This window comes from Mycobacterium szulgai, assembly GCF_002116635.1.
In the GTDB taxonomy this organism is placed as follows: Bacteria; Actinomycetota; Actinomycetes; order Mycobacteriales; family Mycobacteriaceae; genus Mycobacterium; species Mycobacterium szulgai.
The window spans coordinates 33,854-51,545 of record NZ_LQPW01000091.1; the positions used below are offsets into that span (position 1 = coordinate 33,854).

General features: G+C 65.4%; 17 protein-coding genes. 9 read left to right on the forward strand and 8 right to left on the reverse strand.

The window, feature by feature from the left end; all coding sequences use genetic code 11:
- The first annotated feature begins 31 nt into the window (after positions 1–31).
- From dprE2 to bla, 5 genes are read left to right on the forward strand one after another with little or no spacing between them, the layout of a single operon-like run.
- Complete coding sequence (dprE2, locus tag AWC27_RS14540) at positions 32–781, forward strand: decaprenylphospho-beta-D-erythro-pentofuranosid-2-ulose 2-reductase (protein WP_085671131.1); 750 nt, start codon at positions 32–34, stop codon at positions 779–781.
- The gene (cbiE, locus tag AWC27_RS14545) at positions 778–1,950 is read left to right on the forward strand and encodes a precorrin-6y C5,15-methyltransferase (decarboxylating) subunit CbiE (RefSeq protein WP_085671162.1); all 1,173 of its coding nucleotides are present in this window, start codon (positions 778–780) and stop codon (positions 1,948–1,950) included. Before dprE2 ends, cbiE begins: the two co-directional genes overlap by 4 nt.
- Entirely contained in the window at positions 1,947–2,696 is a 750-nt protein-coding gene (gene cobM / locus AWC27_RS14550; RefSeq protein ID WP_085671161.1) for a precorrin-4 C(11)-methyltransferase, read from the forward strand. Before cbiE ends, cobM begins: the two co-directional genes overlap by 4 nt.
- Positions 2,696–3,421, forward strand: a complete 726-nt coding sequence (locus tag AWC27_RS14555; protein ID WP_085671163.1) for a cobalt-precorrin-6A reductase — start codon at positions 2,696–2,698, stop codon at positions 3,419–3,421. The genes cobM and AWC27_RS14555 overlap by 1 nt, the downstream gene beginning before the upstream one ends.
- On the forward strand, positions 3,414–4,319 hold the full coding sequence (gene bla / locus AWC27_RS14560) for a class A beta-lactamase (RefSeq protein ID WP_085671132.1): 906 nt from the start codon (positions 3,414–3,416) through the stop codon (positions 4,317–4,319). The genes AWC27_RS14555 and bla overlap by 8 nt, the downstream gene beginning before the upstream one ends.
- Here bla and AWC27_RS14565 read toward each other — a convergent pair.
- The 3 genes from AWC27_RS14565 to cobG are packed head-to-tail and all read right to left on the reverse strand — an operon-like array spanning position 4,316 to position 7,521.
- Positions 4,316–5,785, reverse strand: coding sequence for a precorrin-2 C(20)-methyltransferase (locus AWC27_RS14565; RefSeq protein ID WP_085671133.1), 1,470 nt, complete (start codon positions 5,783–5,785; stop codon positions 4,316–4,318). The two genes, bla and AWC27_RS14565, sit on opposite strands and share 4 nt — an antisense overlap.
- Positions 5,782–6,408 (reverse strand): precorrin-8X methylmutase, encoded by a 627-nt coding sequence (locus AWC27_RS14570; RefSeq protein ID WP_085671134.1) that lies wholly within the window; start codon positions 6,406–6,408, stop codon positions 5,782–5,784. The genes AWC27_RS14565 and AWC27_RS14570 overlap by 4 nt, the downstream gene beginning before the upstream one ends.
- A 9-nt stretch (positions 6,409–6,417) precedes the next feature.
- Entirely contained in the window at positions 6,418–7,521 is a 1,104-nt protein-coding gene (cobG, locus tag AWC27_RS14575; RefSeq protein WP_085671135.1) for a precorrin-3B synthase, read from the reverse strand.
- A gap of 138 nt (positions 7,522–7,659) precedes the next feature.
- Between cobG and AWC27_RS14580 the strand changes: the two genes are divergently transcribed.
- Positions 7,660–8,328: an alpha/beta hydrolase gene (locus AWC27_RS14580; RefSeq protein ID WP_085671136.1), complete on the forward strand. Its 669-nt coding sequence runs from the start codon at positions 7,660–7,662 to the stop codon at positions 8,326–8,328.
- Positions 8,329–8,374: 46 nt separating this feature from the next.
- Positions 8,375–11,947 (forward strand): cobaltochelatase subunit CobN, encoded by a 3,573-nt coding sequence (cobN, locus tag AWC27_RS14585; protein ID WP_085671137.1) that lies wholly within the window; start codon positions 8,375–8,377, stop codon positions 11,945–11,947.
- Positions 11,948–11,953: 6 nt separating this feature from the next.
- Here cobN and AWC27_RS14590 read toward each other — a convergent pair whose 3' ends face one another.
- Genes AWC27_RS14590 through AWC27_RS14605 form a run of 4 tightly spaced genes read right to left on the reverse strand, consistent with a single transcriptional unit; the run spans position 11,954 to position 15,784 of the window.
- Positions 11,954–12,757, reverse strand: coding sequence for an SDR family NAD(P)-dependent oxidoreductase (locus AWC27_RS14590; RefSeq protein ID WP_085671138.1), 804 nt, complete (start codon positions 12,755–12,757; stop codon positions 11,954–11,956).
- Between the two features lie 9 nt (positions 12,758–12,766).
- The gene (locus tag AWC27_RS14595) at positions 12,767–13,432 is read right to left on the reverse strand and encodes a TetR/AcrR family transcriptional regulator (protein ID WP_085671139.1); all 666 of its coding nucleotides are present in this window, start codon (positions 13,430–13,432) and stop codon (positions 12,767–12,769) included.
- Entirely contained in the window at positions 13,419–14,564 is a 1,146-nt protein-coding gene (locus tag AWC27_RS14600) for a sulfotransferase family protein (RefSeq protein WP_085671140.1), read from the reverse strand. The genes AWC27_RS14595 and AWC27_RS14600 overlap by 14 nt, the downstream gene beginning before the upstream one ends.
- Positions 14,561–15,784, reverse strand: a complete 1,224-nt coding sequence (locus AWC27_RS14605) for a DUF1214 domain-containing protein (RefSeq protein ID WP_085671141.1) — start codon at positions 15,782–15,784, stop codon at positions 14,561–14,563. Before AWC27_RS14605 ends, AWC27_RS14600 begins: the two co-directional genes overlap by 4 nt.
- A gap of 115 nt (positions 15,785–15,899) precedes the next feature.
- Between AWC27_RS14605 and AWC27_RS14610 the strand changes: the two genes are divergently transcribed.
- Together AWC27_RS14610 and AWC27_RS14615 are read left to right on the forward strand one after the other, a co-directional pair.
- A complete protein-coding gene (locus AWC27_RS14610; RefSeq protein WP_085671142.1) occupies positions 15,900–16,286 on the forward strand; it encodes a PPOX class F420-dependent oxidoreductase in 387 nt (128 codons plus the stop codon).
- A 5-nt stretch (positions 16,287–16,291) separates the two neighbouring features.
- A complete protein-coding gene (locus AWC27_RS14615; RefSeq protein WP_085671143.1) occupies positions 16,292–17,182 on the forward strand; it encodes a type 1 glutamine amidotransferase domain-containing protein in 891 nt (296 codons plus the stop codon).
- Here AWC27_RS14615 and AWC27_RS14620 read toward each other — a convergent pair.
- Positions 17,164–17,691, reverse strand: coding sequence for a hypothetical protein (locus tag AWC27_RS14620; protein WP_085671144.1), 528 nt, complete (start codon positions 17,689–17,691; stop codon positions 17,164–17,166). The two genes, AWC27_RS14615 and AWC27_RS14620, sit on opposite strands and share 19 nt — an antisense overlap.
- Between the last annotated feature and the right edge of the window lies 1 nt (position 17,692).

A 17,692-nucleotide genomic window follows, 5' to 3' on the forward strand; every position in this document is an offset into this window, starting at 1 on the left:
GTCCACGCTAGCGCAGGTCATAATCGCAGCCGTGGACGACACGGGCGCAGGTCCGGTAGTAATTTTCGGCGGTCGCAGCGAGATCGGCATTGAACTCGCGCGGCGGCTGGCGCCCGGCGCAACAGTGGTGCTGGCTGCCCGCAACCCCGGCCGGCTGCAGGAGCAAGTCGCCATCCTCGACGCCGCCGGTGCGAGCAACGTCTATACCAGGGAGTTCGACGCCGACGACCTGCCCTCGCACGGCGCGCTGATCGAGTCGATCGTCGCCGATCACGGCCCCATCGGCACCGCCGTTTTGGCCTTCGGGATCCTCGGTGATCAGGCCCGCGCGGAAACCGACGCAGCGCACGCGGTCGCCATCGTCCATACCGACTACGTCGCCCAGGTCAGCCTGCTCACCCACCTGGCCGTCGCAATGCGGACCGCCAGGCGAGGATCACTGGTCGTGTTCTCCTCGGTGGCCGGAGTGCGGGTGCGCCGCGCCAACTACGTCTACGGGTCGGCCAAAGCCGGCCTCGACGGCTTCGCCAACGGCCTGGCCGACGCGCTGCACGACACCGGCGTGAAACTCCTCATCGCGCGCCCCGGATTCGTCATCGGACGCATGACGGAAGGCATGACACCCGCGCCGCTGTCCAGCACGCCCGAGCAGGTGGCCGCGGCCACTGCGCGTGCGCTGGCCAAGGGGCGGCGCACTGTGTGGATCCCGTGGGCACTGCGGCCCATGTTTTTCACGCTGAAGTTGCTGCCGCAGTTCGTGTGGCGCAGGATGCCGCGATGATCATCGTCATCGGTATCGGCGCCGACGGAATGCCGGGAATCTCGGAATCCGCACGGTCCGAATTACGCAGCGCCGCGGTGATTCACGGGTCCAAAAGACAGCTCGACCTGCTCGACGAGACCATAACCGCCCCTCTTAACGAGTGGCCGTCACCCATGCTGCCCGCGCTGCAGAGCCTCGACGACCGCGACCACGACATCCATATCGTGGCCAGCGGCGACCCGCTGACTCACGGCATCGGCGGCACCCTGATCCGGCTATTCGGCCCCGCGAAAGTCAAAGTGCTGCCACACGTCTCATCAGTGACGCTCGCCTGCGCACGCATGGGCTGGAATGTCCACGAAACCGAAATCATCAGCCTGGTCACCGCGCCGCCGCACACCGCGGTGCGCCGCGGCGGCCAAGCGATCGTGCTGTCAACCGACCGCACCACACCCAAGACGCTGGCAGCGCTGCTCAACACTTACGGGCGTGGTGATTCCGAACTCAGCGTGCTCGAGCAACTGGGCGGCCCAGCTGAACACAGGCGAGACGGCACCGCCCGACAGTGGGCCGACGACGCACCAGCCGACGTCGACGATCTGAACGTCATCGCCGTTCGCTACCTGCCCGACGAGCGCCTGAGTTCGTTACCCGACGACGCATTCGTTCACGACGGCCAGATCACCAAACAGGGGATCCGCGTGGTGACCCTGGCCGCGCTGGCACCCCGACCGGGACAGCGTCTTTGGGACGTCGGTGCCGGCGCGGGAAGCATCGCCGTCGAGTGGTGCCGAAGCGGGCCGGGTTGCACCGCCGTGGCCTTCGAGCGCGACGAACGACGCCGCCTCAACATCACCGCCAACGCCGCGGCTTCTGGTGTGACTATCGACGTGCGCGGCGAAGCGCCCGGCCAATTCGACGGCGCAGCAACACCTGACGTCATTTTCATCGGCGGCGGCCTGACCCAGCCCGGCCTGCTGGACACCTGCCTCGAACACCTGCCAACCGGAGGGCGACTGGTCGCTAACGCGGTCACCGCGGAATCGGAAGCCCTACTGGTACAGGAATATTCACGGCATCAAGGCAAACTGCAACGCTTCCAGCACTACCGAGGCGAACCGCTCGGCGGCTTCACCGGGTGGCGCCCGCAGCTGCCGGTCACGCAGTGGACGGTGACCAAGCGATGACGGTGTATTTCATTGGCGCGGGGCCCGGCGCCGCCGACCTGATCACCGTTCGTGGGCAACGACTTCTCGAAAGATGCCCGGTCTGCCTTTATGCGGGTTCGATCATGCCCAACGATCTGCTGGCGCATTGTCCTCCCGATGCCAAGGTCATCGACACCGGCCCGTTGACGCTCGAGCAGATCATCACCGAGCTCGCCGCCGCCGACGCCGCCGGTCACGACGTGGCCCGCCTGCACTCGGGTGACCCGTCGCTGTACAGCGCTCTAGCCGAGCAATCCCGCCGGCTCGACGCGCTCGGTATCGACTACGAAATCGTGCCGGGCGTGCCGGCTTTCGCCGCGGCTGCCGCGGCGCTCAAACGTGAGCTCACCGTCCCCGGAGTCGCCCAGACAGTCACCCTGACTCGAATAGCCACCCTGTCCACGCCGATGCCGCCCGGCGAAGACCTCAACACCCTCGCCCAATGCGGCGCCACCCTGGTTCTGCACCTGGCCGCGGCCCAGATCGACGCGATTGTGCCGCAGCTGCTTGACGGGGGATACCGAGCCGAAACCCCTACGGCGGTAGTGGCTTTCGCGAGCTGGCCACAGCAGACGGTACTGCGCGGTTGTTTAGCCGATATCGCCGCCAAGATGCACGATGCCGAGATCACCAAGACGGCGGTCGTCGTTGTCGGCGAAGTGCTTGCCGCCGAAGGCTTTACTGACAGCTACCTCTACTCGGTGGCCCGCCGGGAGTCGCATTGATCAGAGTATTGGTGCTCGGCGGCACCGCCGAAGCACGCGCATTGGCCAAAGCCTTACACCCGCGTATCGACATCATCAGCTCGTTGGCCGGCCGGGTTCCCGAGCCGGCATTACCGGTGGGCCCGGTGCGAATCGGCGGATTCGGCGGCGTCGAGGGACTACGGCAGTGGCTGATAGAAGAAAACATTGACGCCGTTATCGACGCCACCCATCCGTTTGCAGCGACCATGACCGCGCACGCCGCCGAGGCCTGCGGTGAACTGCGGTTGCCCCACCTCGTGCTGGCCCGGCCGCCCTGGGACCCCGGCGAAGCTACCGTCGTGGCGTCGGATACGGACGCTGCGGAAACTGTTAAGCAGCAAGGCTATTCGCGAGTTTTTCTGACCACCGGCCGCTCGGGAGTCAAGGCCTTCGCAGACAGCGACGCGTGGTTGTTGATCCGTGCAGTCACCGCGCCCGACGCCACCGTATTGCCGCGTCATCACCGAATACTGCTGTCCCGCGGCCCGTATCGCTACGACGACGAGCTCACGATTCTGAAAGATCACCGCATCGACGTGTTGGTCACCAAGAACAGTGGCGGCGACATGACCCGTGGCAAATTGGATGCCGCTGGAGCACTGCGCATCCCGATCGTGATGGTGGCCCGTCCACCGCTACCGTCCGGCGTCACGGCGGTTGGCACCGTGCAGGAAGCGGCCGATTGGGTTGTCGCGCATGGTTAACCGTTTCAGACGACGTGAGCTGCTGCTCGCCACAGCGCTATTAGGGCCCCTGGCGGCGTGTGCGGGCCGCACCGCTAACGACCATCCTGTGTCGACCAGAACGCGCCCCGACTTGACCAGTCGCTTCATGGAACTCGAAAGAAAGTACACCGCCCGGTTGGGTGTGTTCGCCGCGGCAACCGACCCAAGTGCCGAGATCGCCTATCGAGCCGACGAACGCTTCGCATTCTGCTCCACCTTCAAGGCGCCGCTGGTGGGAGCCGTGCTGCACCAATACCCGCTGACGCACCTGGACAAGGTGATCACCTACAACAGCGACGACATTCGGTCGATCTCGCCAGTGACCCAACAACACGTCCAGACCGGCATGACGATTCGGGAACTGTGTGACGCGGCGATCCGCTACAGCGACGGCACCGCTGCCAATCTGTTGCTGGCCGATATCGGCGGCACCGCGGCCTTCACCGGATACCTGCGCGAGCTGGGCGACAATGTGAGCCGCTTGGACCAGCTGGAACCCGAATTGAACCGCGACGCACCGGACGATCCGCGCGACACCACGACTCCGCATGCAATCGCCCTTGTCTTCCAGCAACTCATTCTGGGCGACGCATTGCCTCCCGAGAAGAAGACGATGCTCACCGATTGGTTGGCCCGCAGTACGACCGGAGCCAAACGCATCCGGGCTGGCTTTCCCGCCGAGTGGAAAGTGGTGGACAAGACGGGAAGTGGCGACTACGGGCGCGCCAACGACGTTGCCGTCGTGTGGTCGCCCAGCGGCGCGGCCCACGTGGTGGCGATCTATTCCGACCGCGCCGGGCAAGGCTACGACGCCGAACCCAGCGACGCGATTATCGCCGAAGCCGCGGCGGCAATCGCCAAGGCGCTCGGCGGCTAGCCGGGGTAGCGTCGGGGAGTAAACACCTGGTCGCCGAAATCTGTTGTGTTCCATTGCGTTTGGGAAGAACCGATAATCAGCAGACAGCGCATGTCGACGTCGGCCGGATTCAGATCGGCCAACCGGACCACCTGGACGCTCTCGTCGGGCCCGGAAACATTGCGGCCGATCACCACCGGCGTGCCTGGGTCCCGATGTGCGAGCAGCAGATCCCGCATCGCGCCCACTTGCCAGGTCCGCGTCTTGGACGCCGGGTTGTAGATCGCCAGCACCAGGTCCGCGGCGGCGGCGGCGTCAATGCGCGCGGCGATGACGTCCCACGTTTTGAGCCGATCGGATAGCGAGATAACCGCATAGTCGTGACCCAGCGGAGCGCCGACTCGGCTGGCGACCGCCTGGGCTGCCGTCATCGCCGGAATCACCCGGACCCGTACCCCCGGCCACTGCGTGGCTTCCTCCAAAACCGCTGTCGCCATGGCGAATACCCCCGGGTCGCCCGACGACACCACGGCGACCGACCGGCCCTGCTCGGCCAGCGCGCACGCCAGTCGCGCCCGAGCGGGTTCGTCGGTGTTGTCGCTGGGATGGCGCCGCTGTCCCTCGCAAACCGGGACGCGGTCCAGGTACCCGTGATAGCCGATCAAGTCAGTGGCGCAAGCCAATTCGCGTCGACTCTGCGGCGTCATCCAGTCCACGTTGCCCGGCCCCAGTCCTACCACTGCCACGCTGCCGGCCACTTGTTCGCGCCGTCGCCCACCGGGCAGCATGGCCAGCGAGAAGTACGGCACGCTGGTTTCGTCGACCTCGGCGGCCGGCAGCACTCGCTGTCCCGGGGTACTGGCGCGCTCCACGTAGAACGCGTCGTCGAGCTGCCCGGAAGCCGAAAGCGCCTCGCGGACGCCGTGATACGAACGGCCCAACTTTAGAATGACGGCCGCGTCGGCGTCGGTGAGCCGGCGGGTCAACTCGGCGACCGGCAACGTTCCCGGCAGTACCGACAGCACTTCGTCACCGGCCACCAAGGGCGTCGCGATCGCCGCCGACGCAGCGCTCACCGACGTCACACCCGGCACAATCACGGCGTTGAACCGCTGCGTCAGCCGGGTGTGTAGATGCATGTACGAGCTGTAGAACAGTGGGTCGCCCTCGGCGAGCAGCGCGACGTTGCGTCCGGCGTCCAGATGCGCCGCTATCCGCTCGGTCGCTTCGGTGTAGAAGTCTTCGAGCGCACCGGCGTATCCGCCGGGATGGTCGGTCGTCTCGGTGGTCACCGGGTAGGTCAGGTGTTCCTCGATCTGGCCTTGCCGCAGATACGGTTCGGCAATACCGCGGGCGATGCTGCGGCCGTGGCGCGCACTGTGGTAGGCCACCACGTCGGCCTCGCCGATCACCCGGGCGGCCTTGACCGTCACCAACTCTGGATCACCGGGCCCCAGGCCGACTCCCCACAAAGTGCCGCGGGTCATTCGGCGTTGCTCGCAATCGCATTGACCGCGGCCGCGGCCATGGCGCTCCCGCCGCGGCGGCCCTGCACCACCAGGTACGACATGGCGCGCGGACGGTCGATGAGCTCCTGCTTGGACTGCGCCGAACCGACGAAGCCCACCGGTCCGCCCAGCACCGCAGCCGGCGCCGCAGCGCCCTCGTCGATCAGTTCGAGCAGTCGAAAAAGAGCGGTGGGCGCGTTGCCGATGGCCACCACGGCCCCGCCCAGCCGTTCGGCCCACAGCTCCACACCGGCCGCCGACCGGGTGGTCTGCCGACGGGCGGCCAAGTCGGCCGCGCGCGGATCGGCGACCAGTGACACGACCTCGTTGGCCGCGGGCAAGCGCGCCAGGGTGATTCCGGCGGCGACCATCGACGAATCGCACAACACCGGAGCACCGGCCGCTAACGCGGCGCCGGCGCGGGCGACGACGTCGTCGGTGTAGGCGACGTGTTCGGCGACATCGACCTGCCCGCAGGTGTGGATCAACCGGACCACGACGCGGGCGACGTCGGCGGGGAAGCGGTCGAGGTCAGCTTCGGCGCGAATCGTCGCGAACGACTGGCGGTAGATCTCCGCGGCGTCGCGAATGTAGTCGAGCACTCGCCCACCCTAAGCGTTGGTGCTTCGGAGCAGTCGATATCCGTCTTCGCTGGCGACGAGCACGTCGCCGGCCAGCGGACTGCCGCACGCCCGTTCACACCCGACGAAGTGGCGGTGCACCGCCGTGCCGGCGTCGCCGGCTGCTTCGGCGGCATCGGCGCGCACATCGGCGACCGAGTGCGCGCAGCCGGGGCTGCCGGTGCACGCGCTGACCGACAGCCAGGGTGAGTTCTCGTCGAACACCAGGCCCAACGGCGCCAGCACGCGAAGCGCGGTGTCGGCAACCGCTTCGTCGAGATCGCAGACCAATATCGACCGCCAGGGGGTGATCACCAGCGGCGCCTCGACTGCGGCCAGAAACTCCGCGACGTGGGCGGGCAGGACCCCGAGCGGCACCCCGGCGCCTAGTGCGACGCGGCCGTCATCCTGCGGTATCCACCCAACCGGTCCGTTGGTAACGCAGGGAAAGCCAGCGCCAAGCTGGACATCGGGCACCAGCTCGTCGAGGTTCGGTAATTCCTTTACCCGCCAAGCTTTTCCGCGGATTTCAACAAACCGGCGCGCGACACTCAGCAGCAACGCGGTCACGTCGTCAACCCGGACGCCGGTGTCTCGTCCCGCCAGCAGCAAGGCGACACCATCGTCTAGAACGTGAACGCCGACGTCGGCGCCCAGCCCGGACACATCGCCGCGTCCGTCGTCGACACCGAACCAGAATCGGCCGCCCAGACCGGTCAGTTCGGGTGTCGCCTGAATTGCCGCGTCGAGTTCAGTGACCCAGGCCCGCACATCTGCTCGGCCGCCGGCTCGGCCCGACAGCGGCGACGCGACGATGTTGCGGACACGCTCGTGCGTTGCCGACGGCAACAGTCCGGCGCCTGCGATCGCTTCGGCGACTGCGGGAACGTCGGTGATGCCGCGCAGCTGCACATTGCCGCGAGCAGTCAGCTCGAGGGTTCCCGAGCCGTAGCGGCTCGACGCACCCGCCAGCGCGGCCAGCTGGCCGGCGGTGATCATCCCGCCTGGCAGCCTTATCCGTGCCAGCGCACCGTCGGCGGCCTGGTGGACCTGCAATGCGCCCGGGCAGGCATCGGTGTCGCGAGTCCTGGCCATCCGTCCACGGTACGGCCTCGCGGCCAAAGTGCTATCGCATGCGATATATCGCATTCCTGAGTCGGGTGGTGCCCTCCAGGCCGGTGCTCGTGTGACTGATGTGGTTTGGATCCACGTCGTCCGGGCATCCCGGTCCCTGTGCAGACGGTCGAGTACGCACCCGGACGGCAAGCCGACGTCTTCGGCGATCCAGCGCAACCCACCATCCTGCTGTGGCATGGCATGCAGAGCGATGCGCGCGCCGCCGTCCGGCCTCTGGCTGGTCTGCTCGCCGGCCATGGCGCCAGAGTGGTGGCGCCCGACTGGAATTCACACGCCGCCGACGGCGGGCGCGCGGACCTGTTGCGGTCCGTCGAATTCACCCGGGAACGCGGTAGCGACCGCATCGTGCTCGCGGGGTGGTCCTTGGGCGGTGCAGCTGCGGCTGCCCTAACCATCAACGCTGAGCGCTTCGAAATCGATGTCGCGCATACGGTTTGTCTGGCAGGCGCGTTTGTCGCCCGAGACCCGATCTTTGGCCGCTACGTGGCAGAGGAGCTGTCAACCGCCCGCGTCGGTTCGCCATTCACCCTGCTGCACGGGCTCGCCGACGACGTCGTACCGGTGAGCGTCAGCAGAGACTTCGCCGCCGCTCTGCAACTGATGCAGTGGCCGGTGAATCTAGTGGAGTTGGCCGCCGATCACGGGTCGATCGCCGGCGCCGAGTACGACGCGGCCGCCGATCGCTACGTGCCGGGGAAGGGGGATGCAGCACAACGCGTCGCGGGTCAGGTCGCCGCGAGAATTGTCGCGGTACTCGGCCGTTGAGGTGGTGGCCACTTGCGGTTCCAACGCACTGCGGTACGAATGACGGGTGGCTGAGCCGACCATCCTGCTGTTGTCGACCTCCGATACCGATTTGATCAGCGCCCGATCCAGCGGGAAGAACTATCTGTGGGCCAACCCGTCGCGACTCTGCGACCTCGACCTGGCCGACTTGCTGGTCGACGCTGCGATTGTGGTGGTTCGCATTCTGGGTGGCTACCGTGCCTGGGAGAGCGGCATCGACACCGTGCTGGCCTGTGGCCTGCCGACCGTGCTGGTCAGCGGTGAGCAAGCGGCCGACGCCGAGCTGACCGACCTGTCGACCGTCGCCGCCGGCATCGCCGTGCAGGCCCACATCTACCTCGCTCATGGCGGCGTCGATAACCTGCGTCAGCTGCACGCCTTCTTGTCCGACACCGTGCTGATGACCGGACTCGGTTTCACACCGCCGGTAGTGACCCCGACGTGGGGGGTGCTGGATTATCCGACGGCTGATCGCACCGGCCCTACCATCGCGGTGCTCTACTACCGCGCGCAGCAGCTTGCCGGCAACACCGCCTATGTCGAGGCACTCTGCCGCGCCATCGAAGACGCCGGCGGGCGCCCGCTGCCCGTCTACACCGCCTCATTGCGTACCGCCGAAGCCGAGTTGCTGGACACGCTGGGCGAGGCCGACGCCATGGTGGTCACCGTATTGGCCGCCGGGGGAGTGAAGCCGGCCACCGCGTCGGCCGGCGGCGATGACGACAGCTGGAATGTGGAACACCTTGCGGCGCTGGATATCCCGATCCTGCAAGGCCTCTGTCTGACCAGCCCGCGTGATCAGTGGCGCGACAACGACGACGGCCTGTCCCCGCTGGACGTGGCGAGCCAAGTGGCGGTGCCCGAATTCGACGGCCGGATAATCACAGTCCCTTTCTCGTTCAAGGAGATTGACGACGACGGGCTCATCGCTTATGTGGCAGACCCGGAGCGGTGTGCGCGGGTGGCTGGTCTGGCCGTGCGGCACGCACAACTACGCCATGTCCCACCCGCCGACAAACGGGTTGCTCTGGTGTTTTCGGCGTATCCAACCAAGCACGCCCGCATCGGCAACGCAGTCGGACTGGACACGCCGGCCAGCGCGGTCGCGTTACTGAGGGCGATGCGTGAGCACGGATACCAGGTGGGCGACATACCCGGTGTCGACTCCAATGACGGCGACGCCCTGATCCATGCGTTGATCGAACGCGGTGGGCAAGACGCCGACTGGCTCACCGAGGCCCAGTTGACCGGCAACCCGATCCGGGTGTCCGCCAAGGACTATCGCGACTGGTTCGCCACCCTGCCCGCCGAACTGGCCGAGGCAGTCACAGCCCACTGGGGGCCGCCGCCCGGAGAGCTGTTCGTCGACCGCAGCAGGGATTCCGACGGCGAAATCGTCATCGCCGCAATCCAAGCCGGCAACCTTGTGCTGATGGTGCAGCCACCGCGCGGCTTCGGCGAGAACCCGGTAGCGATCTATCACGATCCGGACCTGCCGCCCAGTCACCACTATTTGGCCGCCTATCGTTGGCTCGACGCGGGCTTTAACGCCCACGCGGTGGTGCATCTGGGTAAGCACGGCAACCTGGAGTGGCTGCCGGGCAAGACACTGGGCATGTCGGCGGCCTGCGGATCCGATGCCGCGCTGGGCAACCTGCCCTTGGTCTACCCGTTTCTGGTCAACGACCCCGGCGAAGGAACCCAGGCCAAGAGACGAGCACACGCGGTACTCGTCGACCACCTGATTCCGCCGATGGCCCGCGCCGAAACCTACGGCGACATAGCCCGATTGGAACAGCTACTCGACGAGCATGCCAACGTCGCTGCCCTTGACCCCAGCAAGCTGCCCGCCATCCGCCAGCAGATCTGGACGCTTATCCGGGCGGCGAAGATGGACCACGACTTAGGGCTGACCGAGCGCCCCGAAGAGGACTCGTTTGATGACATGCTGCTGCATGTCGACGGCTGGCTGTGTGAAATCAAGGACGTACAGATCCGCGACGGCCTGCACATCCTGGCCCAACAGCCCACGGGCGAACAAGAACTCGATCTGGTGCTGGCGATCCTGCGGGCCCGTCAGCTGTTCGCCGGTGAGCACGCATTACCCGGACTGCGCCAGGCGCTGGGTCTGGCCGAGGACGGCACCGACGAGCGCACCTCGGTGGACCAAGTCGAGGCCGCCGCGCGTGGGCTGGTTGCCGCGTTGCAGGCCGCCGGCTGGGATCCGGCCGCAGTCGACGGCATCACCGAAAGCACCGACGTGGCAGCGGTGCTACGGTTCGCGGCGACTGAGGTGGTGCCGCGACTGGCCGGGACCGCAGCCGAAATCGACCAGGTGCTAAGGGCGCTCGACGGTCACTTCATTCCGGCCGGCCCGTCCGGCTCACCGCTGCGGGGACTGGTCAACGTGTTGCCGACCGGCCGCAATTTCTACTCCGTCGACCCCAAAGCGGTACCCTCGCGGCTCGCTTGGGAAGCAGGTGTGGCACTGGCCGATTCACTGCTGGCCCGCTATCGGGATGACCATGGGCAATGGCCGCAGTCGGTTGGTCTGTCGGTGTGGGGCACTTCGGCAATGCGCACTTCCGGTGACGACATCGCCGAAGTTCTTGCGCTGCTGGGTGTTCGGCCGGTCTGGGACGATGCGTCACGTCGTGTCGTCGATCTCGCGCCTATTCCACTGGCCGAACTGGACCGGCCGCGCATCGACGTGACAGTGCGGATCTCCGGCTTCTTCCGCGACGCCTTCCCGCATGTCGTGACCATGCTCGACGATGCGGTGCGGCTGGTCGCCGATCTCGAAGAGCCCCTGGGCGACAACTATGTGCGTGCGCACGCCCAAGCCGACCTGGCCCAGCACGGCGACCAACGACGTTCCACCACAAGAATTTTCGGGTCCAAGCCGGGTACCTACGGTGCCGGGCTATTGCAGCTGATCGACAGCCGCAACTGGCGCGACGACGCCGATCTTGCACAGGTATACACGGCATGGGGCGGATTCGCCTATGGGCGCGGTTTGGACGGCCGGCCCGCCACCGACGATATGAACCGCCAGTACCGCCGTATCGCGGTGGCCGCCAAGAACACCGACACCCGCGAGCACGACATCGCCGACTCCGACGACTACTTCCAGTACCACGGCGGCATGGTGGCCACGGTGCGCGCACTCACCGGCCAGGCCCCTGCCGCCTACATCGGCGACAACACCAGGCCCGACGCCATCCGCACCCGCACGCTCTCGGAAGAGACCACACGGGTGTTCCGGGCCCGCGTGGTCAATCCGCGGTGGATGGCCGCGATGCGCCGGCACGGCTACAAGGGTGCCTTCGAGATGGCCGCTACCGTCGATTACCTGTTCGGTTACGACGCCACCGCCGGTGTGATGGCCGACTGGATGTACGAACAACTCACCGAGCGCTACGTGATGGATCCGGAGAATCGCAAGTTCATGACGGAGTCCAACCCGTGGGCACTGCACGGGATGGCCGAACGGTTGCTGGAGGCGGCCGGACGGGGCATGTGGGCCGAGCCGCAGCCCGACACCCTCGATGGGCTACGCCAGGTACTGCTGGAAACCGAGGGCGATTTGGAGGGCTGAGGAGCGTCAGATGAAATCCGAGCCCCCATCCACGTTCACCGTGGCGCCAGTGACGTAGCCGTTGCGCCGAGACACCAAATAGGCCGCGATTGAGGCGACCTCCTCGGGCAGGCCGGCGCGACCGAGGTCGCAGGGTTGGTGAAAGTTATTGTCGATCCACGTCATAACGTCGCGCGGATTGCTGGCATCGAGGCCGTCGGCAGCCAATATATCTTTCAATACTTCGGTGAAGCTGGCGGTGACGATCGTTCCGGGACACACGCAGTTCACCAGGATGCCGTCCTTGGCAAGACTTTTCGACAGGTTCTTGGTGACGCTGGCCAATGCCGCCTTGGCGGCCGTGTACGCGACAATTCGCGGGTTCTGCCGCTGAATCGAGTGCGCGGAAAGGGTCACGATGCGGGCCCACTCGGCGGCGCGGAGCAGCGGCAGCGAGGCGCGGATCGATCGCACTGCCGACATCGTGCCGAGCGCAAACGCTGTGTTCCATTGCGCGTCGTCCATCTCCTCGAAATAGCCGTCGCCCGGCCCAATCGTGTGCACCAGGCAATTGAGTTGCCCCCACCGCTGGGAGACAACACCGAAACCCTGGGTGATCGACTCGGCATCAGCCATATCGACGCTGATCCCCACCGCGTCCGGGGCGCCGGCCTCACGCAGTGACTTGACCGCGACGTCGAGAGCTTCGCGGCCCCTTGCCATCACGGCGACGCTGGCTCCTTCGGCTGCCAGGGTTTCGGCAATGGCAAGTCCCATCCCCTTGCTGCCGCCCGTCACCACGGCCGTCGATCCGGCGAAACCCAAGTCCATCGATGCCTCCTAGCGGTTGATGCACATAGCGATCGTTTCCGCCGTCACGCCTAGCCCGCGCAAGCAGAAGCGCAGAATGCGTTCGCGAACCTCGTTGCGGTCACAGTCACCGATCGTCCATTGTCGCTCGGTGCCCGCCCACACCACGCCATGGATGTACTGTGCCTCGGTCAGCGGATCGATGTGATCGAACACTCTGAGCCGCAGCCCGCGCCGAAGCGCGTCGGTTAGCGGCTCGAGCATCTCCTGGTAAGCGAGCTGAACCAGGTGAGGTGAAGCGAACATCTGAGATTGAGCCTCCATAGACGCCCGGCGCAAATCGGACTTGATGTTGTCGTCGAACGCCAAATCGAGCCGCCCGTCGATCCAGGCCGTCACGGCCTCGACTTCGTTGGCGGCAGCATCCATTCGGCGCCGCAGCCGGCGTTTCTCGGCGCGTGCCATCTCCACGAATACCGCCGCTACCAGTTCGTCCTTAGAGTCGAAATGCCGATAGAACGCGCGGGTGCTCAAACCCGCTCGATCTAACACTGTTGCGACACTAAGTCCTCGAACTCCTTCCTCACGCAGCGTAATTGAGGCGGCGGACAGGATCTCGCGGCGGACCGTGGGATCCGGGGCCAGCTTGTCGCGTCTACGCGTGCGAGAAGGCCGCACGCGGTCAGGCAGTTGCATCGTAGGTGTCGAGGTAGTCCGCGAACCGCTCGCGAACGCCGTCGGCGGTCAGCCCGTAATCGCTAAGGTCGTAATCGTGCGCTCCGCGGGATCCGGGCCGGTGCCCCTCTGCCCACCGCTCGACGGCATGCAAAGTAGCGTCGCTGAACGTCAAACCCAAAGACGTGTAGCTGGATCGCACCGAACCCACTGGGTCGCGCTGCAATTCGGCGAAGGAAACATCGGCAAATCGGCCGTCGCCCGCTCGGTTGCGGAAATTCATTGCCCGTCGCACGCCTTCAACCCAACTATCGACCTGCTCGGCGCCCAGCTCCTTGGCATCGTCGCGGTCGCTGCTCCAGCTGCGTACATAGTGGATCAGGCTGCATACCGATCCCAACACTTTGGCCGGATCGCGATGACTCCAAAGGAATTTTGCGTTCGGGTAGGCCTCGATGAGTTCGTCAAGTGCGAACATGTGCACCGGTGTCTTGAGGTGCCACAGAGTCGGGGGGCAATGCCATTGCAAGAGCCTTAGCACGCGGCGGTGATAGATGTAGGTCCCGCTCATGTCGCAGTCCATCAGCCACGCCAGGTAACTCGGCGCGTGAACAGCGCCGTCAAAATGAAAGGTACGGAAACTCATGCCCATCAGGTCTTGGCATTCAGTCGCGGCCGTCGGCTCGGAGTTGTAAAGCGTTTTCATCAACGGGAACATCTCGTCGAGCATCTTCAAGCCGGCCTGCGCCTGCGCGATGCGCGGATCGGTGTCCTGGGTAGCCGTTTCCGGCGGCGGGGCGGGTGCCTGAGATTCCCACATCCGCAGTGACCGGAACTGAGGATCTGCAGCGACAAGTTGACTCAGGGCGGTCGTGCCGGTGCGGGGCAAGCCGATCACAAAGACGGGACCGCCGACTACCTCGTCGTCAATCTCGGGGTGCTCGCGATAGGTGTCTTCAACCTTGAGGCGTTGAATCAAGGCGTTGCTGATGGTCGCATGCTGGATGATCCGGCCGATGTCGTTGAGATTTGCCTCCGTGTTGAGTGCTTCGACGATGCGTTCCAGTCCCTCGCGATAGTACGTTGAACCGAAATCTTCGAGACCCGTTGCAGCGCAAGCCCCTTCTTCCAATTCGTCGGCGCTGAACGTCACCGTCCGAACCTTTCCTGCACCGCGCGGCGGCGCGCGCTGAGAACGGACGCTCGTTGCTCGGGCGTGACCATCATTGTGTCCGAAGGCAACTCGGCGTGGATGTCGTTGACCCGTACCACTCGCGCCGCTGGTATCGGTGCGGTTTTGGTTCGCACGCAACGGAAGATGATCGGACCGTTGCTGTGGCCGGCGGTGTCGAGCCAATTGGCGACGCCGGGATCATCCGCGCACAACACCACACGTACCAGGCCGTCGGAATCCAGCACCGCCTGATGGGCATTAAGGCTAGATTGGTGGCGCCCGTAGTGAATGGTTTCCCACCACGCGTTGCCGATGGAAAAGCTCCAGTAGATTCCTTCGGGCGGTTCGACTTCGACAATGAGTGCCTCGTCGGGGCGCAGCTCCCAGCGGCCAATTACCGGCCTGTTCTCTGCGGCAGCACCGATATCGGTGCGGTCGATCGGTGGCAGGAAGCCGTTCGGTGGCGGCGCGGCGCCGAATTGGAGGAAGAAGGCCAGGTTGTCACGGACGAAGTCGCCAAGGGCAACCACCTGCCGCGACAAGATCACGCCAGGATCGGCCATGCCGCCTTGAGTCTTTACCGGATCGTCAAGCCTTTCAATCCGCAGCGAGGATGTGACCTCGGTGTCCCAGTCATAGAAAAAGTGCCGCACGGTCAATGTTGGATGGGCGCCCTCTATGCGCATCCAATTGCCTGTCCGCTCCTCGATCGACAGCGCGACCTCGAAGTTCCCATCGGCATCGACTTCGAGTTCGTCGACCAACTCGTTCGCGGTCGCCGTGATGCCGTTCATCGTCTGCAGCCCGACATAGCGTGCGGTGCCGCGATTGCCGAACAATCGGTAACTTTCGCCGCCGCGCAGGACGGCTCTGGTGTAGATGCAGTCCGGACATTCCATGCCCCAGGTCAGGATGTCATCAGTGCTGGTGGGGCAGACCGCGAGGACCGGATCCGGATCAAAGCGCAGCACCTCATCGATGCCGGCGCTAAGCAGCACGAGGAGGTGTCGCATGCCGGCCGCGAGATCGGCGCGATTCCACTTCGCAGCATGCGACTTCACGATGCGCGCCGACTCGCGGAGTTGGCTCAACAGATAAGACCATGCCTGGTCTAGGTCGACATCAGTGCCCGACTCGGACAAGGCTGCCTCGGCGATGGCGAACGGCAACCAAGCAAGCGGCTTGTTTGAGTCACTCACTCACGCGTTCCCCGCTTTCGTGAGTCCCTTATCTGAAAATGTTATTTTCGTTTAGCTTGGGGTGACTGTCAACGCCTCATGTCCTGGCGGCACGCCGCGGGGTAACTTGACACCCGTGATCCCCACCTTTGCCGACCTTGCCAAGGCGCAATACATTCTGCTGACCACCTTCACCAAAGACGGCCGCCCCAAGCCGGTCCCTGTCTGGGCCGCCGCCAACGGCGATCGCCTACTCGTCATTACCGAGGCAAAGTCCTGGAAGGTCAAGCGGATCCGCAACACCCCAAAGGTGACGATGGCCATCTGCGACGTTCGCGGTCGCCCGAAAAGCGAGGCTGTCGAAGGGACCGCCACCATCCTCGACGCCTCCCAAACCGCGGCCGTTTATGACGCGATCGGCAAGCGGTATGGGATCTTGGGCAAGGTCTTCAATCTGTTCAGCAAGCTGCGTGGCGGTATGGACAAGAACGTCGGACTTGAGCTGAAAGTGGCGCAAGGCTAGCGGCAATGGGCACTGTCTTGATCCCGATCCCGGATCGCGATTTCGACCCAACCGAGGTGGCCGTCAGCTGGCGAGTGCTGACCAATAGTGGGCACCGGGTCATCTTTGCCACCGAGAGCGGCACACCCGGCGTCGCCGACGACATCATGGTGACCGGCCGCGGTTTGGATCTGTGGTCGCAGCTTCCGGCGCTGGGTGCCGTCTCGCTCATCGGCCGGGTGCTGCGCGCCAACAAAGACGGCCGCCGTGCATATCGAGAAATGCTGGGGTCCAGCGAATTTCGGCATCCAGTCAGCTGGGCGCAAGCCACCCTCGACGGCATCGATGCGCTGCTGCTGCCTGGCGGCCATCGCGCCCGCGGAATGCGCAGCTACATCGACAGCGACATCCTCCAACGGCTCGTCGTAACCGCCTTCAAGCGGGATGTGATCGTGGCAGCGATCTGTCACGGCGTGCTGCTTGCCGCTCGCAGCATTGATCCCGCAACTGGTCATTCGGTGCTCTACGGACGCCGCACCACGGCATTGACCTGGGCGCTGGAACGCACCGCTTGGCGTCTGACTCGTCTGACCCGCTTCTGGGACCCGGATTACTACCGCACCTACAGCGAGGAGCCCGGCCAAAGCAGCGGCTACATGTCCGTTCAGGCCGAAGTCACTCGCGCACTGAAGGACGCTGCGGATTTCTGCGACGTCCAACGCGGCACGCCTAACGCGTGGCTGAAATCCTCGGGAATGGTGCGCGACACCGCGACCGATTCGCGGCCGGCGTTCGTTGTCGACGACGGTACTTATCTGTCCGCGCGCTGGCCCGGCGACACGCACACCTTCGCGACTGCTGTATCGCAGAAAATAAAGGGGCGCAGCGGGTTTTGGGGTCAGGTCGCGGCGCCGTAGCGCTGCCACCATGAGTACAGGTCGTTCAGGCTGGGCCCGCCGTTGACGGTGGCCAGCAGCAGCTGAGAGTCGCGGGTCCACACCACGTCCGACTGGTCCTCGACACTGCCACAGGCGATCCTGCCGCCCGGTTGGCTCAGGTGCGGCCCGTAATTCCATGTTCCCGGCGACGCATTGCCGCCCGGGCAGGGCGCCAGTGCCATGCCGCCGATAGTGATAGCGAAGTCGGCGTTCAACGCATCCAACTTGTCGTACAGCGTGAAGCGCGCGTAGTCCGGAGTCTCGGAGTTCGCGTCGTCGGTGCAGTCCAGGCTGGCGATCGCATTAGGAAACGGGTTGGTGGCCCGGGTGCACGAGCTGGCCGCATAGCCCGGCGGGAGCAGGCCGACCACTTCTTCTTCTGCGGCGGTGAACGGTTCTGCGCCCGCCTTCGGCTGGCCAACGCCAACGCCCGCTGCGACCACCAACGCGACGAAACCGGCGCAGGCGCCGACCTTAAATGCACGCATC

Excerpts from the sequence above, each read along its gene's own strand:
- bla (WP_085671132.1), top strand. The coding sequence starts at position 3,414 with ATGGTTAACCGTTTCAGACGACGTGAGCTGCTGCTCGCCACAGCGCTA.
- AWC27_RS14595 (WP_085671139.1), bottom strand. The coding sequence starts at position 13,432 with ATGCAACTGCCTGACCGCGTGCGGCCTTCTCGCACGCGTAGACGCGAC.
- AWC27_RS14615 (WP_085671143.1), top strand. The coding sequence starts at position 16,292 with ATGGGCACTGTCTTGATCCCGATCCCGGATCGCGATTTCGACCCAACC.
- AWC27_RS14620 (WP_085671144.1), bottom strand. The coding sequence starts at position 17,691 with ATGCGTGCATTTAAGGTCGGCGCCTGCGCCGGTTTCGTCGCGTTGGTG.
- cobG (WP_085671135.1), bottom strand. The coding sequence starts at position 7,521 with ATGGCCAGGACTCGCGACACCGATGCCTGCCCGGGCGCATTGCAGGTC.
- AWC27_RS14590 (WP_085671138.1), bottom strand. The coding sequence starts at position 12,757 with ATGGACTTGGGTTTCGCCGGATCGACGGCCGTGGTGACGGGCGGCAGC.
- AWC27_RS14565 (WP_085671133.1), bottom strand. The coding sequence starts at position 5,785 with ATGACCCGCGGCACTTTGTGGGGAGTCGGCCTGGGGCCCGGTGATCCA.
- cbiE (WP_085671162.1), top strand. The coding sequence starts at position 778 with ATGATCATCGTCATCGGTATCGGCGCCGACGGAATGCCGGGAATCTCG.
- cobM (WP_085671161.1), top strand. The coding sequence starts at position 1,947 with ATGACGGTGTATTTCATTGGCGCGGGGCCCGGCGCCGCCGACCTGATC.